This window comes from Ottowia beijingensis (assembly GCF_013423955.1).
Classification (GTDB): domain Bacteria; phylum Pseudomonadota; class Gammaproteobacteria; order Burkholderiales; family Burkholderiaceae_C; genus Ottowia; species Ottowia beijingensis.
Window position 1 is genome coordinate 2,279,325 of the sequence record NZ_JACCKX010000001.1, and the last position, 19,293, is coordinate 2,298,617.

The following is a 19,293-nucleotide window of genomic DNA, read 5'->3' on the forward strand; positions in this document are numbered from 1 at the left end:
GGCGGTCGGAGAGGGCTGAAGGCCGGCATCGGCGGCCGGCAGTCAAATGATAAATAGTGTTTATGGCACGTCAAAGTCAATAGTATTTATTGACTTCATAGCCTGAGGGCATGGTGTGGCAAAGCGACGGCCTGGCACAGCTTACGTCAGGGGTGGCCTGCCGTGTGCAGGACAAGGCCGGGTGTGCGCCGGAAGGTGGCGGCCCGCGCCCTGGGCCCGCACGGGCCGGCGCGTGTCAGGGTGCCAGTGCGCCCGCCTGCCCGACCACGTCGGCCACGCGCCGCGGCGTGCCGATGGGGGCGGTGGCCTGGCCGCGCTGCAGGGCGGCGATGTCGGCCTCGCTGGGGTACACGCCGGCCAGCCAGTAGTCCATCACCCGGCGCACCAGCGGCGCGGCGTGGGCGGCGCCAAAGCCGGCGTTCTCGACGATGGCGGCCACGGCGATGCGCGGGTTGTCGGCCGGGGCGAAGGCGATGTAGAGCGAGTGGTCGCGCTGGTGCTCGGCCAGCTTGGCGGCGTTGTAGCGGCTCTTCTGGCCGATGCTGACGGCCTGCGCCGTGCCCGTCTTGCCGCCCGACAGGTAGGGCGCGCCGGCAAACACGCCGCGCGAGGTGCCCTCCAGCGTCACGCCCACCATGCCGCGCTTGACGGCCGCCACGTGATCGGGCTTGTAGCCCATCGACTGGCCGGGCGGCTGCGGCAGCTCCTTCACCTGCAGGCTGATGGCGTCCTGCTGCGCCTTCACCAGGTGCGGCGTGTGGTGCACGCCGCCGGCAGCCACCGTGGCGGTGGCGCTGGCCAGCTGCAGCATGGTGAAGTTGTTGTAGCCCTGCCCGATGCCGAGCGAGATGGTTTCGCCCGCGTACCAGCGCTGCTGCTCGGGCCGCTTGTAGGTGCGGCGCTTCCAGTCGGTGGAGGGCAGCACGCCACGCGTCTCGCCCGGAATGTCGATGCCGGTGACCTGGCCGAAGCCCAGCGGCTTCATGAAGTCGTGGATCAGGTTCACGCCCATGTCGTTGGCCAGCATGTAGTAGTACACGTTGCTCGACTTGACGATGCTGCGGTGCAGGTCGACCGCGCCCAGCGCGTGGCCCGAGCGGAAGGTGTGGCCGGCGAAGGTCCATGAGCCGCCGTCCATGATGGTGGTGCCGGTGGTGCGCTTGCCGGTTTCCAGCGCGGCCAGCGCCATGAAGGGCTTGTAGGTGGAGCCGGGCGGGTAGGTCCGCGCAGCGCGCGGTTCAGCAGCGGCTTGTCGATGGAGTTGTTCAACTCGTCCCAGGTCTCGTGGTCGATGCCTTCGACGAACAGGTTGGGGTCGTAGGTGGGCTTGCTGACGAAGGCCAGGACTTCGCCGTTCTGCGGGTCGATGGCCACCAGCGCGCCGCGGCGCTCGCCGTACATCTGCTCCACCAGCTGCTGCAGGTGGATGTCGATCGACAGCCGCACCGAATCGCCCGGCGTGGCCGGGTGGCTGGCCAGCCGCCGCACCGCGTAGCCGCCGGCCGAGGTCTCCATCTGCTCGACGCCGGTGGTGCCGTGCAGCACCTTCTCGTAGCTGCTCTCCACGCCCAGCTTGCCGATGTAGTCGGTGCCGCGGTAGTTGGCGGCGTCGTCGGAATCCTCGATGCGCTCCTTTTCGCGCTGGTTGATGCGGCCGATGTAGCCCACCACGTGCGCGCCGGTTTCGCCCAGCGGGTAGGTGCGGAACAGGCGCGCCTTGATCTCGACGCCCGGAAAGCGGTAGCGCTGGGCGGCGAAGCGCGCCACCTCCTCGTCCGAGAGGCGCATGCGGATCGGCAGCGACTCGAAGTTGCGCGAATCTTCCAGCAGGCGCTGAAAGCGCCGCCGGTCGCGCGGCGTGACCTCGACCACCTGCGCCACGGCGTCGATCGCCTCGCTGACGGGGCGGCCCAGGCGCGAGGGCGTGATCTCCAGCGTGTAGGCGCGGTAGTTGGTGGCCAGCACCACGCCGTTGCGGTCGAGGATTTCGCCGCGGTGCGGCACGATGGGCACCACCGCCGTGCGGTTGGTCTCGGCGCGCTGCGCCAGCTCGTCGTGGCGCAGCACCTGCAGGTGGTACAGCCGCCAGGCCAGCAGGCCGAAGCCCAGCAGCACCACCAGCGCCACCACGCCCAGCCGCAGGCGAAAGCGCATCAGCTCGGCTTCGAGGTTGCGGATCTCGGTCATCATTGGGTGACACCCCTGAGGCGCTGACGCGCCCCCTCTGCTGCGCGAGGGGGACATCGCCAGTGGCCGGTGTAGATGAGGCCACGGCGATCGCTGGCATGGCCTGCTCCGCGGCCCTTTGATTTGGCGCGGCAATTGCATCGGCTGTGGGAGCGGCCTTGGCCGCGATGCGGCAATGGTGGGGCGTGGCCGGGCCCATCGCCGACAGCTGTCACTGGTCATGGCGGCGCAACTGCCGTCACTGACGCGCTGCGGAATGATCTCGCAGAAACTATTAAAGCAATAGCTGCTTGCGCTTATTGGGTAGGCGATGCAAGAGAGTTTCATTCCGACTCCCTCACAGCGGCCGGTTGGCATCCGGGTTCGGCGCGCGGCGCTGCGGTGCCAGCAGCAGCACGGCAACGATGGGCCACAGCGCGGCCTCCAGCACCGGCCCCAGCAGCACCTGCCAGCCGGGGAACATGGCGCCGCCGATCAGGCGCAGCAAAATGGTAATGGCGTGGGCCAGCGCGAACAAGGGCAGCAGCTGCAGCGCCTGCCCCGGCACCGAGAACCACAGGATGCGCCGGTGGATCATGATGGCGCAGTAGATCAGCACCGTGTAGGCCAGCGCGTGCTGGCCCAGCAGCGAGGCCTGGTGCACGTCCAGCGCCAGCCCGAACAGGAAGGCCGCCAGCAGCCCGACGCGGCGCGGCTGGTGCACGTTCCAGAACACCAGCACCACCGCCAGGAAGTCGGGCATCCACAGCACGCGCCCCAGCGGCAGCAGGTTGAGCATCAGCGCCACCAGCAGGCTGCCCCAGATGAAGGCGGGGCTGGCCGGCAGCAGCAACTGCTGACCGCGCGGCATGATCATCGGCGCGCCCCCTGTGCCGCGGCGCGGCGCGCGGGCGGTGCCGACGCGGGCCGCGCCGGCGAGGCCGCCGAAGCAGGGGCCGATGCCGGCGCCGCAGCCGCCACCTGCTGCGGGTTGCCGTCGGCATCCTGCGGCACCTGGCGGGTCACCGGGGCCAGCACCATCACGTGCGTCACGCCCTGCAGCTTGCCAGCGGCGCGCACTGGATGCGGGTGAACGAGGTGTCGCTGCGCCGGTCGACCGACACCACGCGCGCCACCGGCAGCCCCGGCGGGTAGACGCCGTCGACGCCGCTGGTGGCCAGCAGATCGCCTTCCTTCACGTCCTCGGTCACGGCCATGTAGCGCAACTCCATCATGCCGCCGCGCGGCGACGGATCGCCGTACGCCACGGCGCGCGTGCCGGTGCGCGTGTTCATCACCGGAATCACCTGCTCGCGGTCGATCAGCAGCGTGATCTCGCTGACGAAGGGGTACACGCGCGTCACCTGGCCCAGCACGCCCGATTCGTCCATCACTGGCGAGCCCGGCTCGATGCCCTGCAACTGCCCCTTGCCGATCACCACGCGGCGGCTGTAGGGGTCGGTGGCGTCGTACAGCACCTGCGCCGCCACGCTGGCCACCTGCAGGCGCTCGCGCAGGCCCAGCAGCTGGCGCAGGCGCTCGTTCTCCAGCAGCAGCTGCTCCACCTGGCCGGCGCGCTGCGATTGCTCGGCCAGCTTCACGCGCGCGGCTTCCTCGGTCACGCGGGCGGTCTTCAGGTCGGTCAGGTAGCCCAGGCCGGTCTGCACCATCTGCACCGGCTGCAGCGCCAGCCACTGTGCCGGGTACAGCACCGTGGCGATCACGGCGCGCAGCGGCTGCACGATCTGGAAGCGCGCATCCGCCACCATCAGGAACAGCGCCAGCGCGCTGAAGAACACCAACTGCGACAGCGCCGACGGCCCTTGCTTGAAGAAGGGCGGCGGCGAGCGGTCGAGGGTTTCGAGCGGCATGGGCGTCAACGCGGCGACACGGGAGAATTCACTACCAAAACAAGAGCATTATCCGCTGGTTGCGCCTGCGCCGGGTGACTATTTGTGCCCAAGCCGGCAACCACCTGAAGCCATCAGCCGCGCCTGCCTCGAGGCTGCGCAGCCAGCCCTTTCAGAAGGCCGCGGAGCAGGCCACCATGGAACGCCGTGGCCGGGCTTGTACCGGCCACTGGCGTTGTCCCCTTGAGGGAAGGCGCGCAGCGCCACAGGGTGGGCCTATTCATTCGTGAAGATGTTGCCCAGCCGCTCCATGCGCTCCAGCGCCAGGCCGCAGCCGCGCACCACGCAGGTCAAGGGCTCTTCGGCCACCAGCACGGGCAGGCCGGTTTCTTCGGCCAGCAGGCGCTCCAGGTCGCGCAGCAGGGCGCCGCCGCCGGTCAGCATCATGCCACGCTCGGCGATGTCGGCGCCCAGCTCGGGCGGCGTTTCCTCCAGCGCCTTCTTCACTTCCGAGACGATGTTGTTCAACGGCTCGGTCAGCGCTTCCAGAATCTCGTTGCTGCTGATGGTGAAGCTGCGCGGCACGCCTTCGCTGAGGTTGCGGCCCTTGACCTCCATCTCGCGCACTTCGCTGCCGGGAAAGGCGCTGCCGATTTCCTTCTTGATCAGCTCGGCCGTCGGGTCGCCGATCAGCATGCCGTAGTTGCGGCGAATGTAGTTGATGATGGCGTCGTCGAACTTGTCGCCGCCCACGCGCGCGCTGCCCTTGTAGACCATGCCGCCCAGGCTGATGACGCCCACCTCGGTGGTGCCGCCGCCAATGTCGACCACCATCGAGCCGCTGGCCTCGCTGACGGGCAGGCCGGCGCCGATGGCGGCGGCCATCGGCTCCTCGATCAGGTACACCTCGGATGCACCCGCGCCCAGGGCCGACTCGCGGATGGCGCGGCGCTCGACCTGCGTGGAGCCGCAGGGCACGCAGATGATGATGCGCGGGCTCGGCTTGAACAGGCCGCGCGGGTGCACCATCTTGATGAACTGCTTGAGCATCTGCTCGGTGACGGTGAAGTCGGCGATCACGCCGTCCTTCATCGGGCGGATGGCCTCGATGTTGCCCGGCACCTTGCCCAGCATGGCCTTGGCCTCGCTGCCCACGGCCTGGATGCTCTTCTTGCCCTGCGGGCCGCCCTCGTGGCGGATGGCGACCACCGAGGGCTCGTCCAGCACGATGCCTTTGTCGCGCACGTAGATCAGGGTGTTGGCGGTGCCGAGATCGATGGCCAGGTCGGTGGAGAAATACCGACGAAAAGCTCCAAACATGAAGTGTCCTTTGACGGGCCGCGCGCGCGCACCAGACGCCGCAACCCCGTGATTCGATGCGAATTAAGCGTGATTTCGTGCAAATACGGCCCGTTTCAGGGCCGTTACACCAAAGGCGGGATAATACCGCATCGCTCTCTCACGCCCTTCATCGGCATGAGGTCGAAAGTTCAAATTTACATCTGCTTTCCAGTGTCTTTTTCATGGCTTTGACATCTGACGATATCGGGCGCATCGCGCATCTGGCGCGGCTCGAACTGAGTGCCGACGAAAGTGAGCGAATGCTCACCCGGCTGAACGACTTCTTCGGCATCGTCGAAGCCATGTGCGCGGTGGACACGCAGGGCGTCGAGCCGCTCACGCAGCCCATCGCCGCCATCCAGGACGTGCAGCTGCGCCTGCGCGAAGACGTGGCCAGCGAGCCCGACCAGCGCGAAGCCAACCAGCGCAGCGCCCCGGCGGTCGAGGACGGCCTGTACCTGGTGCCGAAAGTGATCGAATAAGTATGAGCGCCCTGCATGACCTGACGGTGGCCCAGATGGCCGCCAAGCTGAAGTCGCGTGAGTTGTCCGCCGTCGAGGCGGCGCAGCACTTCCTGGCGCGCGCCAAGGCGCACACCCCACTCGGCGCCTACCTGGCGATGAACGACGACGCCACCCTGGCGCAGGCGCGCGCGGTCGATGCGCGGATCGCCGCCGGTGACGCGCCGCCGCTGGCCGGCGTGCCGGTGGCGCACAAGGACGTGTTCGTCACCACCGATTTCCCGACTACCGCCGGCTCGAAGATGCTGGCCGGCTACCGCTCGCCTTTCGAGAGCACGGTCACGCGCAAACTGGCCGAGTCCGGCATGGTGTGCCTGGGCAAGCTCAACTGCGACGAGTTCGCCATGGGTTCGGCCAACGAGACCTCGGCCTATGGCCAGGCGCACAACCCGTGGGACACCAGCCGCACGCCGGGCGGCTCGTCGGGCGGCAGCGCGGCCGCCGTGGCCGCGCGCCTGGCGCCCGCCGCCACCGGCACCGACACCGGCGGCTCGATCCGCCAGCCGTCCGCGTTCTGCAACCTCACCGGCATCAAGCCGACCTACGGCCGCGCCTCGCGCTACGGGATGATTGCCTACGCCTCCAGCCTGGACCAGGCCGGCCCGATGGCACGCACGGCCGAGGACTGCGCGCTGCTGCTGTCCGCCATGTGCGGCCCTGATCCGGACCGCGACTCCACCTCGCTCGACGTGCCGGCCGAAGACTTCACGCGCGCGCTGAACGAGCGCCTGGACGGCCTGCGCATCGGCGTGCCCAAGGAGTTCTTCACAGGCGGTCTGGCCGACGACGTGCGCACTGCCGTGGATGGCGCGCTGGCCGAACTGCAGAAGCTGGGCGCCCAACTGGTCGATATTTCATTACCGCGCACGCAGCTCTCGATCCCGGTCTACTACATCATCAGCCCGGCCGAGGCCAGCTCCAACCTGTCGCGTTTCGACGGCGTGCGCTACGGTCACCGCGCCAGCCACTACACCGACCTGATCGACATGTACTGCAAGACCCGCGCCGAAGGCTTCGGCGACGAGGTCAAGCGCCGCATCATCACCGGCACCTACGTGCTGAGCCACGGCTACTACGACGCCTACTACCTGCAGGCGCAGAAGATCCGCCGCATGATCGCCGACGATCTGCAGCGCGCCTTCCAGCAGTGCGACGTCATCGCCGGCCCGGTGGCGCCCACGGTGGCGCGCGGCATCGGCGCCTGCTGCGACGACCCCTTGGCCGACTACCTGGCCGACATCTACACACTGTCCGCGTCACTCGCCGGCCTGCCGGCCATGAGCGTGCCGGCCGGCTTCGGCGCCGGCGGCATGCCCGTGGGCCTGCAACTCATCGGCAACTACCTGCAGGAGTCCAGGCTGCTGAACGTGGCGCACCGACTGCAGCAGGCGACGGACTGGCACACGAAGAAGCCCCAGGGCATTTGAAGAGGGGCGTGATCGACATGAGCAAACTTATCCAGGGCTACGAAGTCGTGATCGGCTTCGAGACGCACGCCCAGCTGCAAACGCAAAGCAAGATCTTCAGCCGTGCCGCCACCGCCTTCGGTGCGGCACCCAACACGCAGGCCAGCGCGGTCGATCTGGCGCTGCCCGGCGCGCTGCCGGTGATGAACCGCGAAGCGGTGCAGTGTGCTATCAAATTGGGATTGGCCCTCGGCTCCCACATTGCGCCGCGCAGCATTTTTGCCCGCAAGAACTACTTCTACCCCGATCTGCCCAAGGGCTACCAGATCAGCCAGTTCGAGATTCCGGTGGTGCAGGGCGGCGAGGTGTCGTTCTTCGTGGAAGAAGACAAGCAGACGGTGCGCAAAGTCGTCAGGCTCGTGCGAGCCCACCTCGAAGAAGACGCCGGCAAGTCGCTGCACGAGGACTACCACGGCATGAGCGGCATCGACCTGAACCGCGCCGGCACGCCCCTGCTCGAGATCGTGACCGAACCCGACATGCGCAGCAGCGAAGAAGCGGTGGCGTATGCGAAGGAGCTGCACAAGATCGTCACCTGGATCGGCGTGTGCGACGGCAACATGCAGGAGGGCAGCTTCCGCTGCGACGCCAACGTCAGCGTGCGCAAGCCGGGCCAGCCGCTGGGCACGCGGCGCGAGATCAAGAACCTGAACAGCTTCCGGTTCATGCAGCAGGCCATCGACTACGAGATCCGCTGGCAGATCGAGCAGCTGGAAGACGGCCACAAGATCCAGCAGGCCACCGTGCTGTTCGACCCCGACACGGGCGAGACGCGCGCCATGCGCAGCAAGGAAGACAGCGCCGACTACCGCTACTTCCCTGATCCCGATTTGCCGCCGCTCTGCATTTCAGAGCAATGGATCGAGAACACGCGGGCGCAGATGCCCGAATTGCCGCGCAGGATGGCCGAGCGCTTCGTGGCCGACTACGGCCTGCCCGAGTACGACGCCACCACGCTGACGCAGACGCCGGCGATGGGTGCTTACTTTGAAGCCGCCGCCAACGCCAGCGGCCAGCCCAAGCTGGCCAGCAACTGGGTGATGGGCGAAATCTCCAAGCGGCTGAACGCCGAGGAGATCGGCATCGAGGCCGCCAAGGTGTCGACGGCGCAACTGGCCGCGCTGATCGGCCGCATCCAGGACGGCACCATCAGCAACGCCGCCGCGCGCCAGGTGTTCGAGGCGCTGTGGAATGGCGAGGCGAGCGAGGTCGACGCCGTCATCGAGGCCAAGGGCCTCAAGCAGATGAATGACACCGGCGCGCTGGAAAAGATCGTCGACGAGGTCATCGCCGCCAACCCGGACAACGTGGCGCAGTTCAAGGCCGGCAAGGACAAGGCCTTCAATGCGCTGGTCGGCCAGGTCATGAAGGCCAGCAAGGGCAAGGCCAACCCGGCGCAGGTGAATGAGCTGCTGCGCAGCAAGCTGGGCGGCTGAGTTTGCTGCAATAAATATAGCTATCAGCGCCCGGTGGGCGGGCGCTGGAGGCTGATTTGGCTTGAAATCAGCGCTTGGCGCTGCCGGCCGCATGGTCGGCCCGGGCTTGCCACAGCTGCTGCAGGCGCGCGGCTTCCTCGTCGAAGCGCGCGTTGATGCGGTTGCGCTCGTCCTGCTGGCCGGCGATGGCGCGGCGCTGCGCCTCCACGGCCTGGGCGTTGTCCTCGATGCCGCGGCGCACCTTGGCGGGCGCCTTCGACGGGTCCTTCCTGTAGAACTCCATCTCATCGTCCAGCGCCTTGCGTTCCTTGGCCAGCTCGGCAAGGCGCGCCTCGGCGGCGTCGACCACGATCTGCGTCTGCGACAAAGCTTCCGCACGCCCCGCGTCGTGGGCGGCCTTGTCGGGGTAGCGGGTGATCAGCGCCTGATCACGCCGGATGATGTTCTGCGCGCGCTGGCGCTCGATGGCAAGCTCGCGCTCGCGGGCTTCGCGCGCCTCGCGCTCGGCGGCGGTCAGCGTCGGCGGGATGACGCGGCGCGTGGTACCGCTGCTGTTCAGCTCGCGCTGCTCGCGGTCGATGCAGGACAGGATGGGACGGTCCGACGTCAGCCGGCGGCCGTGCGCGTCGATGCAGGTATAGATGCCGCCCGCGGCACCCTGCTTGCCGGCCTGCGCCCACGCCGGCGCCCCACCCAGCACAGCGGCCGCCAGGCCGATGGCCGGCAGCGCATTCACCACGAATCGACGAGCGGAAAAGATCATTGCCTTCAATCAACGCCGTACCGGGCCCGGTAGGCCGACACGGCTTCAAAATGAGTACAAAAATTGTCAGTCTTGGACAGGTGCTGCAATAACTGGGCCAGGTTGGCGATGGCGCACACCTGCAAACCCAGCGTATCGCGGACATATTGCACGGCCGACCAGGAAACATCTTCGCCGTTCTCGGTTGCTTTCTCCTGACGATCCAGCGCGATCGCCACCGCGTGCGGCGTGGCGCCGGCGGCCTGGATCAGCGCGATCGACTCGCGCACCGCGGTGCCGGCCGAGATCACGTCGTCCACGATCAGCACGCGGCCTTTCAGCGGCGCGCCCACCAGCGTGCCGCCTTCGCCGTGGTCCTTGGCCTCCTTGCGGTTGTAGGCAAAGGGCTTGTTCACGCCCAGGCGCGCCAGTTCCACCGCCACCGCCGCGCCCAGCGGAATGCCCTTGTAGGCCGGGCCGAAGAGTACGTCGAACTCGATGCCCGAGGCCAGCAGGGCGCGGGCATAGAATTGCGCCAGCCGGCCCAGCTTGGCCCCGTCGTCGAACAGGCCGGCGTTGAAGAAATAGGGGCTCATGCGCCCCGCCTTGGTCTTGAATTCGCCGAAGCGCAGCACGCCGCTTTCGATGGCGAATTGCACGAAATCCTGCGCCAGCTGGTCGCGCTCGCCGCTGGCCGCCTGTGGTCCGTTCATTGGAGATACCCCTTTGTTCAAGCTCACCAGCCTCAACCTCAATGGCATCCGCTCTGCCGCCACCAAGGGCGTGGAAGCCTGGCTGGAGCAACACGCGCCGGATTGTATTTGCGTGCAGGAGATCAAGGCCCAGATGCCTGACATCGAAGGCCGCTTCGAGATCCTGGCCGGCATGCGCGGCCACTTTCACCTGGCCACGGCCAAGAAGGGCTATTCGGGCGTGGGCATCTACACGCGGCATGAGCCCAGCGAGGTGATCGCCGGCTACGGCTCGCCCGAGTTCGACGAGGAGGGCCGCTACCTGGAGACGCGGTTTGACACGCCCTCGCGCAAGTTCTCCGTCATCAGCTGCTACTTTCCCAGCGGCTCGTCCGGCCCCGAGCGGCAGGAGGCCAAGTACCGCTTCCTGGCCGAGTTCTACCCCGTGCTGCACCGCCTGAAGGCCGAGCGCGAGTTCGTGCTGTGCGGCGACGTGAACGTGGCGCACCAGGAAATCGACCTGAAGAACTGGAAGAGCAACCAGAAGAACAGCGGCTTTCTGCCCGAAGAGCGCGCCTGGGTCACCAAGGTCATCGACGAACTGAACCTGGTCGACGTGTACCGCCGCCTGCACCCAGAGGCGACGGGTGAGTCGTACACGTGGTGGAGCAACCGCGGCCAGGCCTACGCCAAGAACGTGGGCTGGCGGCTGGACTACCACCTGGCCACCCCCGCCATCGCCGAGGCCGCGCGCACGGCGGCGATCTACAAGGACCAGAAGTTCAGCGACCACGCGCCGATCACCATCGACTACGCCATGCGGGTCGTCTGAAGGCTGTTTTGCGGCGCACGGTGGCGTGCCCTGACCTGCTGTGGAGCGGGCTGGCCCGCGATGCCAGCGCATCCGTCGCCGCAAGTGCCGCATCGCGGGCAAGCACGCATCCACAAGCGTGGCCCATCCGGCCGCTATGCACCGCGTTCAAACACATCGGCCGACGTGGGCGGCAACGCCTGTCCTACAGCCTCGGGCCGGCGCGTGCCCTAACCTGATTCCAGCATCTCGTTGGCAGATGCACAGACTTCAAAGGATTCAGACCATGACGAACGACGCAAACCGAGATCCCCTGACCGGCGCACCGGGCGCCCACCCCGTGGGTACCGGCGTGGGCGCTGCCGCGGGCGGCGCCACCGGCGCGGCCATCGGCAGCGTGGTGGGCCCGCTGGGCACGGCGCTGGGGGCCGTGATCGGCGCGGTGGCCGGCGGCCTGGCCGGCAAGGCCACGGCCGAAGCCATCGATCCTACGGTGGAAGACGCCTACTGGCGCGACCGCTACGTGAGCGAGCCCTACTACCGCGACGGCTACACCTACGACGACTACGCGCCGGCCTACGGCGTGGGCATGGGCAGCACGCTGGCCGAGAAGTACCGCGGCCGCCCGTTCGACGAGTACGAGGCCGACCTGGCGCGCGACTGGGATATCTACCGCGGTGAATCGCGCCTGACCTGGCCCGAGGCCAGCCCGGCGGCCCGCGCCGCGTGGGAGCGCGCCCAGCGCGATCGCGGCGCGGTCTGAGGGCGGCCCGTTCGCGGGCATGGCGCAGCGTGCGCCATGTCGTTGATTGTGGGAGTATATGTCTCCGGCGCTTGATTGACGGGCGCTGCAGGCTATCTATATGGGGAGTATATGGTGGCTCTGCCTACGTGCGCCAAGGCGCACGCTGCCATCGCGTGCCATGCCAGCGCCTGCGCATCGGCGTCCAAGGCCGGTCCGTTGCGCCGCGCGCCCGGCAGGGCGAGCGGCAGGGCGCCTGCAGCTTGCGCACAATAGGCGCAGATTGTCAGCTTCCGTTTTCGACCTCGTGACCACTACCTTCCGCTACCACACCATCCCCGTCACCCCGTTCGCGCAGAACTGCTCCATCGTCTGGTGCGATGCCACGAAGCAGGCCGCCGTCATCGACCCCGGTGGCGACTTGCCGCGCATCGAGGCGGCGGTGCAACAGCTGGGCGTCGACCTGAAGCAGATCTGGCTCACCCACGCCCACATCGACCACGCCGGTGGCACGGCCGAGCTGAGCGCGCGGCTGAGCCTGCCCATCATCGGCCCGCACCCGGGCGACCAGTTCTGGATCGACGGCATCGCCGAACAGGGCCGCATGTTCGGCTTTCCGCAGGTGGCCGGCTTCACGCCCACGCGCTGGCTGCAGGATGGCGACACGGTGCAGGTGGGCGATTGCGTGCTGGCCGTGCGCCACTGCCCCGGTCACACGCCGGGCCACGTGGTGTTTCATTCGCCCGAGGCGCAGCGCGCCTTCGTGGGCGACGTGCTGTTCGCCGGCAGCATCGGCCGCACCGACTTTCCGGGCGGCAACCACGCGCAGCTCATCGCCAGCATCCGCGAACGCCTGTGGCCCATGGGCGACGACACGGTGTTCATCCCCGGCCATGGCCCTGAAAGCACCTTCGGCGAAGAGCGCCGGCACAACCCGTTCGTGCGCGGCGGCTGACGTGTCGCGCCGACGCTGCAAGGCAAGGGCGTATCGCACGATCCCCGGCGCGGCAAGCAAAAGGTGAATAGATCACAAACCAGGTGTTAGCCAGTTACTGGCCCTGGCGGCAGCGCGTTCCTAGACTGGCCCTCACGCAAAGCAACGACATGGAGGAACACATGGAAGCTGTCGCCACCATCAGGAGGAGACCCACCAACCCGTCACGACCGAAAAGGCCGACGACCTGCCGCCCGGCTTCTTGCTGCGGCTGCTGGACGAGATCGACTACGGGCTGGTGCTGGTCGATGAGCAAGGCAAGATCCAGCACGCCAACCACCTGGCGCGGCATGAGCTGGCGCGCGGCCGGCTGCTCGACGGCGCCATCGGCGAGACCATCACCGGCCGCACCGCCACCCTCGGCCAGCAACTGATGTCGGCCGTGCACGGTGCGCTGCAGGGGCGCCGGCGCCTGCTGTACCTCACGCACGGCGAGCACACGCTGCCCGTGGCCGTGATCCCGCTGTCGCACGCGGTGGAAGAATCCTGCGGCAGCGTGCTGCTGGTCATGGCGCGCCAGCGCGTGGGCGACAACCTGGCGCTGCAGATGTTCGCCCGCGAGCACAGCCTGACACCCACCGAGGAATCGGTGCTGCGCGCGCTGTGCGATGGCCGCGACGTGGACGAGATTGCCGTGCAGCACGGCGTGGCCGAATCCACCGTGCGCACGCAGGTGCGTTCGCTGCGCGACAAGACCGGCGCCAACGGCATCCGCCAGCTGGTGCAGCGCGTGCTGGCCTTGCCGCCCGTGGTGCCCGCGCTGCGCAGCGAAGGGTGCGCGCCGCGGCGGTCAGCCGCCGCGGGGTTCCAGTTCGTATGATGGGGCATGCCCCCGCGCCTGACGGTCTTCGCTCACCCCCACAGCCTGCCAGCGGCAGACAGCGCCTCGGCCCACGTCGAGGCGCTGGCGCATCGGGGCGCCGAACGCCATTACCGGCGCGGCACGCTCATCATCCAGGAAGGCGACCGTGGCGACACGCTGTACATCGTGCGCTCGGGCCGCCTGCGCGCCTTCGTGGCCGACGCCAGCGGCAAGGAACTGACCCTGGGCCTGTACGGCCCCGGCGAATACGTGGGCGAAATGTCGCTCGACGGCGGCCCGCGCTCGGCCAGCGTCGAGGCGGCCGAGGCCACCGTGTGCGCCGTCATCACGCGCGACGACCTGCTGGCCTACATCGCCGACCACCCCGACTTCGCGCTGGAGTTGATGTCGCGCCTGATCCGCCGCGCCCGCCTGGCCACCGAGAACGCGCGCAGCGTGGCGCTGATCGACGTGTACGGCCGCCTCACCAGCCTGCTGCACCGCCTGGCCGAGCCGCCCGACGCAGAGGGCCACCGCCTGCTGCGCGAGCGTTTGACGCACCAGCAGATCGCCAGCCACCTGGCCTGCTCGCGCGAGATGGTCAGCCGCCTGCTGAAGGACCTGGAGATCGGCGGCTACGTGGCGCTGCGCGAGCGGCGGCTGGTGCTGCTGAAGGCGCTGCCGGCGCGGTGGTAGCCGGTGGTGGGGCGGCCGGGGCTGCGGCGTGGGCTGACAGCCGATTGAACAAGCGCCGCGCGACCTGCGGCGCGGCGGCGCTGGTGCCGCGCAGCCGCACGGTGCTGGCGCTGCGCGTGCCGGCAGCGCTCCAGCCTTCCACCGCGGCGCATTCGTCACTGTACGCCTGCTCATCTGGAATGCTGCTGACGCCGGGCCGCGCGCGCGCGCGGCGTCCGGGTCGGGCCAGCGCGGGCTGTAGCGCGCCCAACTGCCGTCGCGCGCACGTATGCCGCCAACAGACACGGTGCGGCCGCCGGTGGCGATGTCGCTGAAATTGCCACTGCGCCGGATCGGACTTGGGTTGGCCGGATCGTCGACGAACGCCCACGGGTTGCCGCTGGTGTCGTAACTCTCGTCCTCGAAGCGTGACTGGCGCGCACCAGTGCGCGTGCCGATGGTGATGTCGTCGCGCTCCACATAGGCGTCGATCGTGACCGCACCGCCACCCTGCTGCGTGAGGGTGATCTCCCACACCCCGCTGGGCGCCGTCGCGACGGCGGGCTCGAAAGCGGTGGTGGGCTGCAGTGCCAGCAGCGCGCAGGTGCCGTTGGCGCCGCTGGCAGAGCGGCGCGGATAGATCATGGCGCAGCGCAGCAGCTTGTCCTGCAGCCACGCGCCAGATTGGCCTGGCACGAATGGCGGCAGTGGAGGGTGGCCGGGTGGCGTGAGTTGAAGCTGCACCGCAGAGGCGCCCTCGGGAAGCCAGAGCTCAAGAAAGCTTGGTGTCGTGTCATCCGGTGGCACCAGCCAGCGCAGGCTGTGGCTTTCCCCGCCTGCAATGTCAGGTTGGCGTGCGTGCGCGACTGGTAGCTGTTGCCGGCAGCCAGCACGATCTGCAGCCGGCCGGCGCAGCGCTGCACCAGGTCGTCCATGGCCGCTTCCAGCAGCGAACTGCCATCGTGTGGTCCCGCCAGCGCGCCAAAGCTGATGTTGACCACGACCTCGGCGCTTGGCTGACAGCGCGCCAGGATGTACATCAGCGCGTCCAGCACGTGCACGTTCATCGACCCGCCCGACGTGTCCTGCACGGTGCGGTAGTCGAGCTGCACCGCGACGATGGGTGCCTGGCTGGCCGGGTCCTGCAGGCGGTGCCAGTTGGGCGGCGCGTCAAGGTCGGACGGTGGGTTGGACAGGCGGGCGAGCACGTCCCAGGGGCCGGCCGCCAGGTCCATGACATGTGTGCCGTGGCTGATTGCCGTGTCGAGGGCGTGATACGGCACGCGCCCCGCCGGCCACGGCTTGCCCAGCCTGGACAGGCCCAGTGCCGTGTAGACGGCATCCTCATCCACCGCACCGCTGGCATCGCGCACGGCATTCATGGCGTTGTCGATCTGCGCCGCGCCGAGCTCGCGCCCGTAGCCGAGCGCCTTGGGCCGTACGCCCCGGCCCAAGCCATCCTGGCGCCAGAAATAGGCCACGCGGCTGCACTCTGCCGCATCGAGAAAATGCGCATGCGCGAGCGCCAGGCCGTCGTCAATCAGGCCGAATACCCGGTTGGCTGCCACCGGGGCGGCGCCTCGCCAGCGCCAAGTCGACGGCCAGGTGCGAGGACGGCCATGGTTTCGTAGTTGACCGCATCACGCACCGGCAAGCCCAGCTCGACACGCCGAACCAGACCATGCAGGCGCCCGCGCGGGCCCAATTGCCGGAAGAACTCGCGCCGCACGCGTGCGCTGCAGAAGCGCACCGAAGCCGGCACCGCCGTACCGGCCGAGAACGGCCCGCCATGGTAGACGCGCGGTATGCGCAGCCAGGCGGCAGCGCCCGGCACCGCCAGCAGGTCCGCCACACCACGGCCTTCTTCCAACTCCAGCGCCACGGGCAACCAAAGGTGCTGGATGGGGCCACGCTCGTCCACACGGCGCCCGTAGCTCTCGAAGCCTGTCGCTTCGGCCCAGGCCAGGTAGGGGTCGGCCCCGTCGATGGCGCCGTCCCGTGCCCAGTCGATGCCGGTGAACGTGCCCCTGGGCAGCGGCGTCCAGTTCATGCCCACTCTTCCAGCGTCTTGCTCCAGACCAGGTGCAGCATGGGCGAGAAAGCAATGGCGGTGGCACTCGCGGTGTGGCGGTAATAGGGCGCCCCGTTGACCAGGGACACGCGCGGGTCGAAGTCGAGCATCGCGCCGCCCGGCCCGACGAAGGCCGGACCGTCGAAACCCCAATGGTCCACCGTGGCCTGGGCGTCGGTTGCAGTGGGCGTCACGGCGCTGCCGCAGCGCGCGGCGAAGAACCGACCCAGTGCCGTGCCAAGCAGCCGGCCGGCAGCGCTGTCCACCGGGTAATGCACGCCGGCCACCGTGCGGTTGACCGCCACGCGCGCCGCCAGGCGGTCGAGTTGCGCCTGCATCAGCGGTGTCATCAGCCGTGCGGGCAGCAGCATCTTGAGCAGTTCGACCGTGGCGTAAATCTCGGTCGCATGCCCGCTGGGCCAGCTGGCGTGTCCGGGCGTCGGGATCAGTGGTTGCACCTGCGGTGACTGCTCGACGGGGCGTGGGCAGGCGAACGCATGCTTGAGCCGCATCTCCACCGCGTTGACGAGGGTCATGAGCAGGGCCGCCAGTTGCAGCGTCCACTTGTGACGCTCGCCGCTGAGGCCGATGACGCCGCCCCAGAACTCGTTCTGGTTGGGCATCTGGGTCAGGACTTCGGCCTGCCGGTCTCCGCGCAGTTCGGCGTAATTGGCGACCAGACTGGTCTGCTGCTGGAAGATCGCCGGCGTCGGCCGCGTCAGCGACACCAACTCGACCCGCGCGGTGGTGGCAAGGTCGACGAAGGCCACGTGCATGCGCTCGGCATTCGAGGCATCCTTGGCGACATCCATGCCGGACAGCAGGTCGAGCACGCAGGCCTGCAGCCGCGGCGCAGGATCCCAGCGCGTTAGGGCATCGGGTTGATCCAGTGCGGGCAGCATCGGCGGGTTCGGTGGCGGCTGAAACGGCCCCGCCAAGGCCGCTCGGCTGAGATTCTTGGCCGTGGAAAGCAACGGGTTGGCAGGGTCCACCAGCGCGGACACGCTGGCGATGCCACCGATCCCTCCGATTCCGCCAATGCCTCCGATACCCCCAATCCCCCGATGCCACCGATCCCTCCGATACCACCGATTCCGCCAATTCCCCGATCCCGCCCATCTGACTCATGGTGCTGCCTCCATTGCGTTGATCACTCCGACACGCCGACCAGTCGAAAAGCCTGTGCACAGCGCTGTCCGAGTTCGGACATGTTGCTCGCAGACTTGGCCAGGAAACTGCTCACGCTGAAGTCCGGTTCCAGCTGGTGCAGTTGCGCCACCGTCTCACGGGCGGCCACGGTGTCGCCCAACATGGTTTGAGCCACGATCAATGCCCGCAGCGTCGATGTGTGCGTGCGATTGGCGCGCAACGAGCGCAGTGCCAAGGTGTGGGCAAGCTTGTAGTCCTGCGCGGCCAGGGCCGCAGTGGCCGCCAGTGAGTCGTAGAAATACTTCAGCGGGTCCAGCGGCGACAGATTGAGTGCGCGGCCCGTGTCGGCCACCGCCGCAGCACCTTCGTCGCGGAACGCGTGCAGCGTGCCCTTGAGCAGCCACGCCACCGAATCGTTGGGATTGATCTGTAAGGCCTGTTCATAGCTTTGCATGCCGGCGTCCGGATCACGCAGCAGGTTGACGTGAACGAATCCCTCAGCTGTCATGGCGGCCGCGCAGTCGGGTCGGATGTCCAGGGCGCGTCGGGTGCTGTCCAGCGCCAGACGTGCCTGCAATTGGCGGTCCGTGGCCCAGCCTTGCTGCACCTTCAGCACGTGCCACTGCGCCAGCGACGCATGCGGCAGCGGGTGACGCGGCATGCGTTCGGCCAGATGGTCGAGCATGGCCTTGGCGCGCTCGAAGTCCGCACGCGACAGCCGGTGCATCAGCGACACCGCACTCAGCAGCAGGGTGTGGCTTTCCAGTGTGGGCAAGGCCTGCGTGCGGCCACGCTCCAGCTCGGACGACATGACGGACGAGGTAATCCCGGCGACCAGCCGAGCGATCAAGTCGTCGTCGTCCAGAAAGATGCCTTGCACCTGTCCGCGCAATTGCTCGGCCCAGACCACCAAGCCGCTGCGCGTGTCGGTGAGTTCGACAAACAAAGCCACTTGCGTCTGGCTGGACCGGCAGGTGCCCGACAGGACGTAGTTGGCGCCCAAGTGGTGCCGGATGTCGGCGATGGGCTGGGTGCGCTGGCCAAACACAGTGGTTGACAGACGCGAGATCACGTGCAGTTCGGACGTACGCGACAGCGCCGCGATCACCTCGTCGGCGAGCGCCTCGCCCAGCATTTCGTGGCCTGCCTCGCCGCCCTGTGCGGCGAAGGGGATGACGGCGATGGTCGGCCGCAAATCCTGCGGCGTGGCATCACCTTGCTGAATCACGGGCGCGGGCCCGACGGGCCCAACCCGCCACACGCGCACTGGCTGGGCGATGTGCTTGAGGTAGCACTCACCCAAGTCTTCCAGATCGGCGTCCAGCCCAGCGGTCAGCAGATCGTGCACTTCGGCCGTCACGGTGGTCTCGCCCGGCCCGGCCAGGCTGGCGACGCGGGCCGCCAGGTTGACGCCAGAGCCGTAGATGTCGATGGCGTCGACGTAGATCTGCGCCGCGTTCAGGCCGGCGCGCAGGTGGAACTGCTGATCGGGCGGCAGGCTGCGGTTACTGTCGTCGAAGTAATGGTGCAACTCGTGCGCGGCCTGCACCGCCTCGGGCGCCGAATCGAACTCGGCCAGCAGGCCGTCGCCCAGCTCTTGACGTGGCGGCCATGGCGCGCGGGGAGCACCTGGGCACGCGCATGCTGCACGAAGGCGTGCCAGCGCTGCACGACGGCGGCCTCGTTGGCCGCCATCAGGCGCACGGATTCCACCAGGTCCATCACCAGCACCACCTTCTGCCGACGGGGCAAGCCCCATGCCAGCGCCTCGTCGGTCAAAGCGTTGAGATGGACAGTGTCGGAGGGCGGGGGCGGCGGCGTCATACCCTGTAGGG

The 19,293-nt window shown here is 68.3% G+C and carries 19 protein-coding genes and 1 pseudogene; 8 read left to right on the forward strand and 12 right to left on the reverse strand.

All coding sequences use genetic code 11. The features are described 5' to 3' along the window. Positions 1 to 235: 235 nt before the first annotated feature. The 5 genes and pseudogenes from mrdA to H0I39_RS11485 all read right to left on the reverse strand — a co-directional run bounded on the left by mrdA (position 236) and on the right by H0I39_RS11485 (position 5,336). A pseudogene (gene mrdA / locus H0I39_RS11470) lies at positions 236 to 2,187 on the reverse strand (penicillin-binding protein 2). 337 nt (positions 2,188 to 2,524) lie between these two features. After that, entirely contained in the window at positions 2,525 to 3,043 is a 519-nt protein-coding gene (gene mreD / locus H0I39_RS11475; RefSeq protein WP_180550561.1) for a rod shape-determining protein MreD, read from the reverse strand. Then, positions 3,040 to 3,219, reverse strand: coding sequence for a hypothetical protein (locus H0I39_RS23340; protein WP_307776814.1), 180 nt, complete (start codon positions 3,217 to 3,219; stop codon positions 3,040 to 3,042). Before H0I39_RS23340 ends, mreD begins: the two co-directional genes overlap by 4 nt. Beyond that, complete coding sequence (gene mreC / locus H0I39_RS11480) at positions 3,216 to 4,037, reverse strand: rod shape-determining protein MreC (RefSeq protein ID WP_307776815.1); 822 nt, start codon at positions 4,035 to 4,037, stop codon at positions 3,216 to 3,218. The genes H0I39_RS23340 and mreC overlap by 4 nt, the downstream gene beginning before the upstream one ends. A 255-nt stretch (positions 4,038 to 4,292) precedes the next feature. After that, complete coding sequence (locus H0I39_RS11485) at positions 4,293 to 5,336, reverse strand: rod shape-determining protein (protein WP_180550562.1); 1,044 nt, start codon at positions 5,334 to 5,336, stop codon at positions 4,293 to 4,295. A 203-nt stretch (positions 5,337 to 5,539) separates the two neighbouring features. On the opposite strand from H0I39_RS11485, the gene gatC reads away from it, so the two are divergent. Genes gatC through gatB form a run of 3 tightly spaced genes read left to right on the forward strand, consistent with a single transcriptional unit; the run spans position 5,540 to position 8,780 of the window. Next, positions 5,540 to 5,839 carry an Asp-tRNA(Asn)/Glu-tRNA(Gln) amidotransferase subunit GatC gene (gene gatC, locus H0I39_RS11490; RefSeq protein ID WP_180550563.1) on the forward strand — a complete coding sequence of 100 codons (300 nt, stop codon included), beginning with the start codon at positions 5,540 to 5,542 and terminating at the stop codon, positions 5,837 to 5,839. Between the two features lie 2 nt (positions 5,840 to 5,841). Continuing rightward, entirely contained in the window at positions 5,842 to 7,305 is a 1,464-nt protein-coding gene (gene gatA, locus H0I39_RS11495) for an Asp-tRNA(Asn)/Glu-tRNA(Gln) amidotransferase subunit GatA (protein WP_180550564.1), read from the forward strand. 17 nt (positions 7,306 to 7,322) lie between these two features. After that, positions 7,323 to 8,780 (forward strand): Asp-tRNA(Asn)/Glu-tRNA(Gln) amidotransferase subunit GatB, encoded by a 1,458-nt coding sequence (gene gatB / locus H0I39_RS11500; protein WP_180550565.1) that lies wholly within the window; start codon positions 7,323 to 7,325, stop codon positions 8,778 to 8,780. 67 nt (positions 8,781 to 8,847) lie between these two features. Here the strand turns inward: gatB and H0I39_RS11505 are convergent, their stop codons facing one another. Next, positions 8,848 to 9,519 carry a DUF4124 domain-containing protein gene (locus H0I39_RS11505; protein WP_308645838.1) on the reverse strand — a complete coding sequence of 224 codons (672 nt, stop codon included), beginning with the start codon at positions 9,517 to 9,519 and terminating at the stop codon, positions 8,848 to 8,850. A gap of 29 nt (positions 9,520 to 9,548) precedes the next feature. After that, a complete protein-coding gene (gene pyrE / locus H0I39_RS11510; RefSeq protein ID WP_180550567.1) occupies positions 9,549 to 10,235 on the reverse strand; it encodes an orotate phosphoribosyltransferase in 687 nt (228 codons plus the stop codon). 13 nt (positions 10,236 to 10,248) lie between these two features. Here pyrE and H0I39_RS11515 point away from each other — a divergent pair, with 13 nt between their 5' ends. From H0I39_RS11515 to H0I39_RS11535, 5 genes are all read left to right on the forward strand, one after another. Beyond that, on the forward strand, positions 10,249 to 11,046 hold the full coding sequence (locus H0I39_RS11515) for an exodeoxyribonuclease III (RefSeq protein ID WP_180550568.1): 798 nt from the start codon (positions 10,249 to 10,251) through the stop codon (positions 11,044 to 11,046). A 265-nt stretch (positions 11,047 to 11,311) separates the two neighbouring features. Beyond that, on the forward strand, positions 11,312 to 11,788 hold the full coding sequence (locus tag H0I39_RS11520; RefSeq protein ID WP_180550569.1) for a glycine zipper domain-containing protein: 477 nt from the start codon (positions 11,312 to 11,314) through the stop codon (positions 11,786 to 11,788). A 286-nt stretch (positions 11,789 to 12,074) separates the two neighbouring features. Beyond that, positions 12,075 to 12,722 (forward strand): MBL fold metallo-hydrolase, encoded by a 648-nt coding sequence (locus H0I39_RS11525; protein WP_308645839.1) that lies wholly within the window; start codon positions 12,075 to 12,077, stop codon positions 12,720 to 12,722. A gap of 241 nt (positions 12,723 to 12,963) precedes the next feature. Beyond that, entirely contained in the window at positions 12,964 to 13,581 is a 618-nt protein-coding gene (locus H0I39_RS11530; protein ID WP_180550571.1) for a helix-turn-helix transcriptional regulator, read from the forward strand. 6 nt (positions 13,582 to 13,587) lie between these two features. Further along, the gene (locus H0I39_RS11535) at positions 13,588 to 14,259 is read left to right on the forward strand and encodes a Crp/Fnr family transcriptional regulator (protein WP_180550572.1); all 672 of its coding nucleotides are present in this window, start codon (positions 13,588 to 13,590) and stop codon (positions 14,257 to 14,259) included. Positions 14,260 to 14,879: 620 nt separating this feature from the next. On the opposite strand, the gene H0I39_RS11540 is transcribed toward H0I39_RS11535, so the two are convergent. The 5 genes from H0I39_RS11540 to H0I39_RS11560 form a co-directional block, all read right to left on the reverse strand. Then, positions 14,880 to 15,806, reverse strand: a complete 927-nt coding sequence (locus H0I39_RS11540) for a S8/S53 family peptidase (protein WP_180550573.1) — start codon at positions 15,804 to 15,806, stop codon at positions 14,880 to 14,882. Further along, positions 15,779 to 16,288, reverse strand: a complete 510-nt coding sequence (locus tag H0I39_RS11545; RefSeq protein ID WP_180550574.1) for a hypothetical protein — start codon at positions 16,286 to 16,288, stop codon at positions 15,779 to 15,781. The genes H0I39_RS11540 and H0I39_RS11545 overlap by 28 nt, the downstream gene beginning before the upstream one ends. After that, positions 16,285 to 17,313: a phosphatase PAP2 family protein gene (locus H0I39_RS11550; protein ID WP_180550575.1), complete on the reverse strand. Its 1,029-nt coding sequence runs from the start codon at positions 17,311 to 17,313 to the stop codon at positions 16,285 to 16,287. Before H0I39_RS11550 ends, H0I39_RS11545 begins: the two co-directional genes overlap by 4 nt. A 146-nt stretch (positions 17,314 to 17,459) precedes the next feature. Next, a complete protein-coding gene (locus H0I39_RS11555; protein ID WP_180550576.1) occupies positions 17,460 to 19,007 on the reverse strand; it encodes an adenylate/guanylate cyclase domain-containing protein in 1,548 nt (515 codons plus the stop codon). Continuing rightward, a complete protein-coding gene (locus H0I39_RS11560) occupies positions 18,917 to 19,282 on the reverse strand; it encodes a hypothetical protein (RefSeq protein WP_180550577.1) in 366 nt (121 codons plus the stop codon). Before H0I39_RS11560 ends, H0I39_RS11555 begins: the two co-directional genes overlap by 91 nt. Positions 19,283 to 19,293 lie beyond the last annotated feature (11 nt).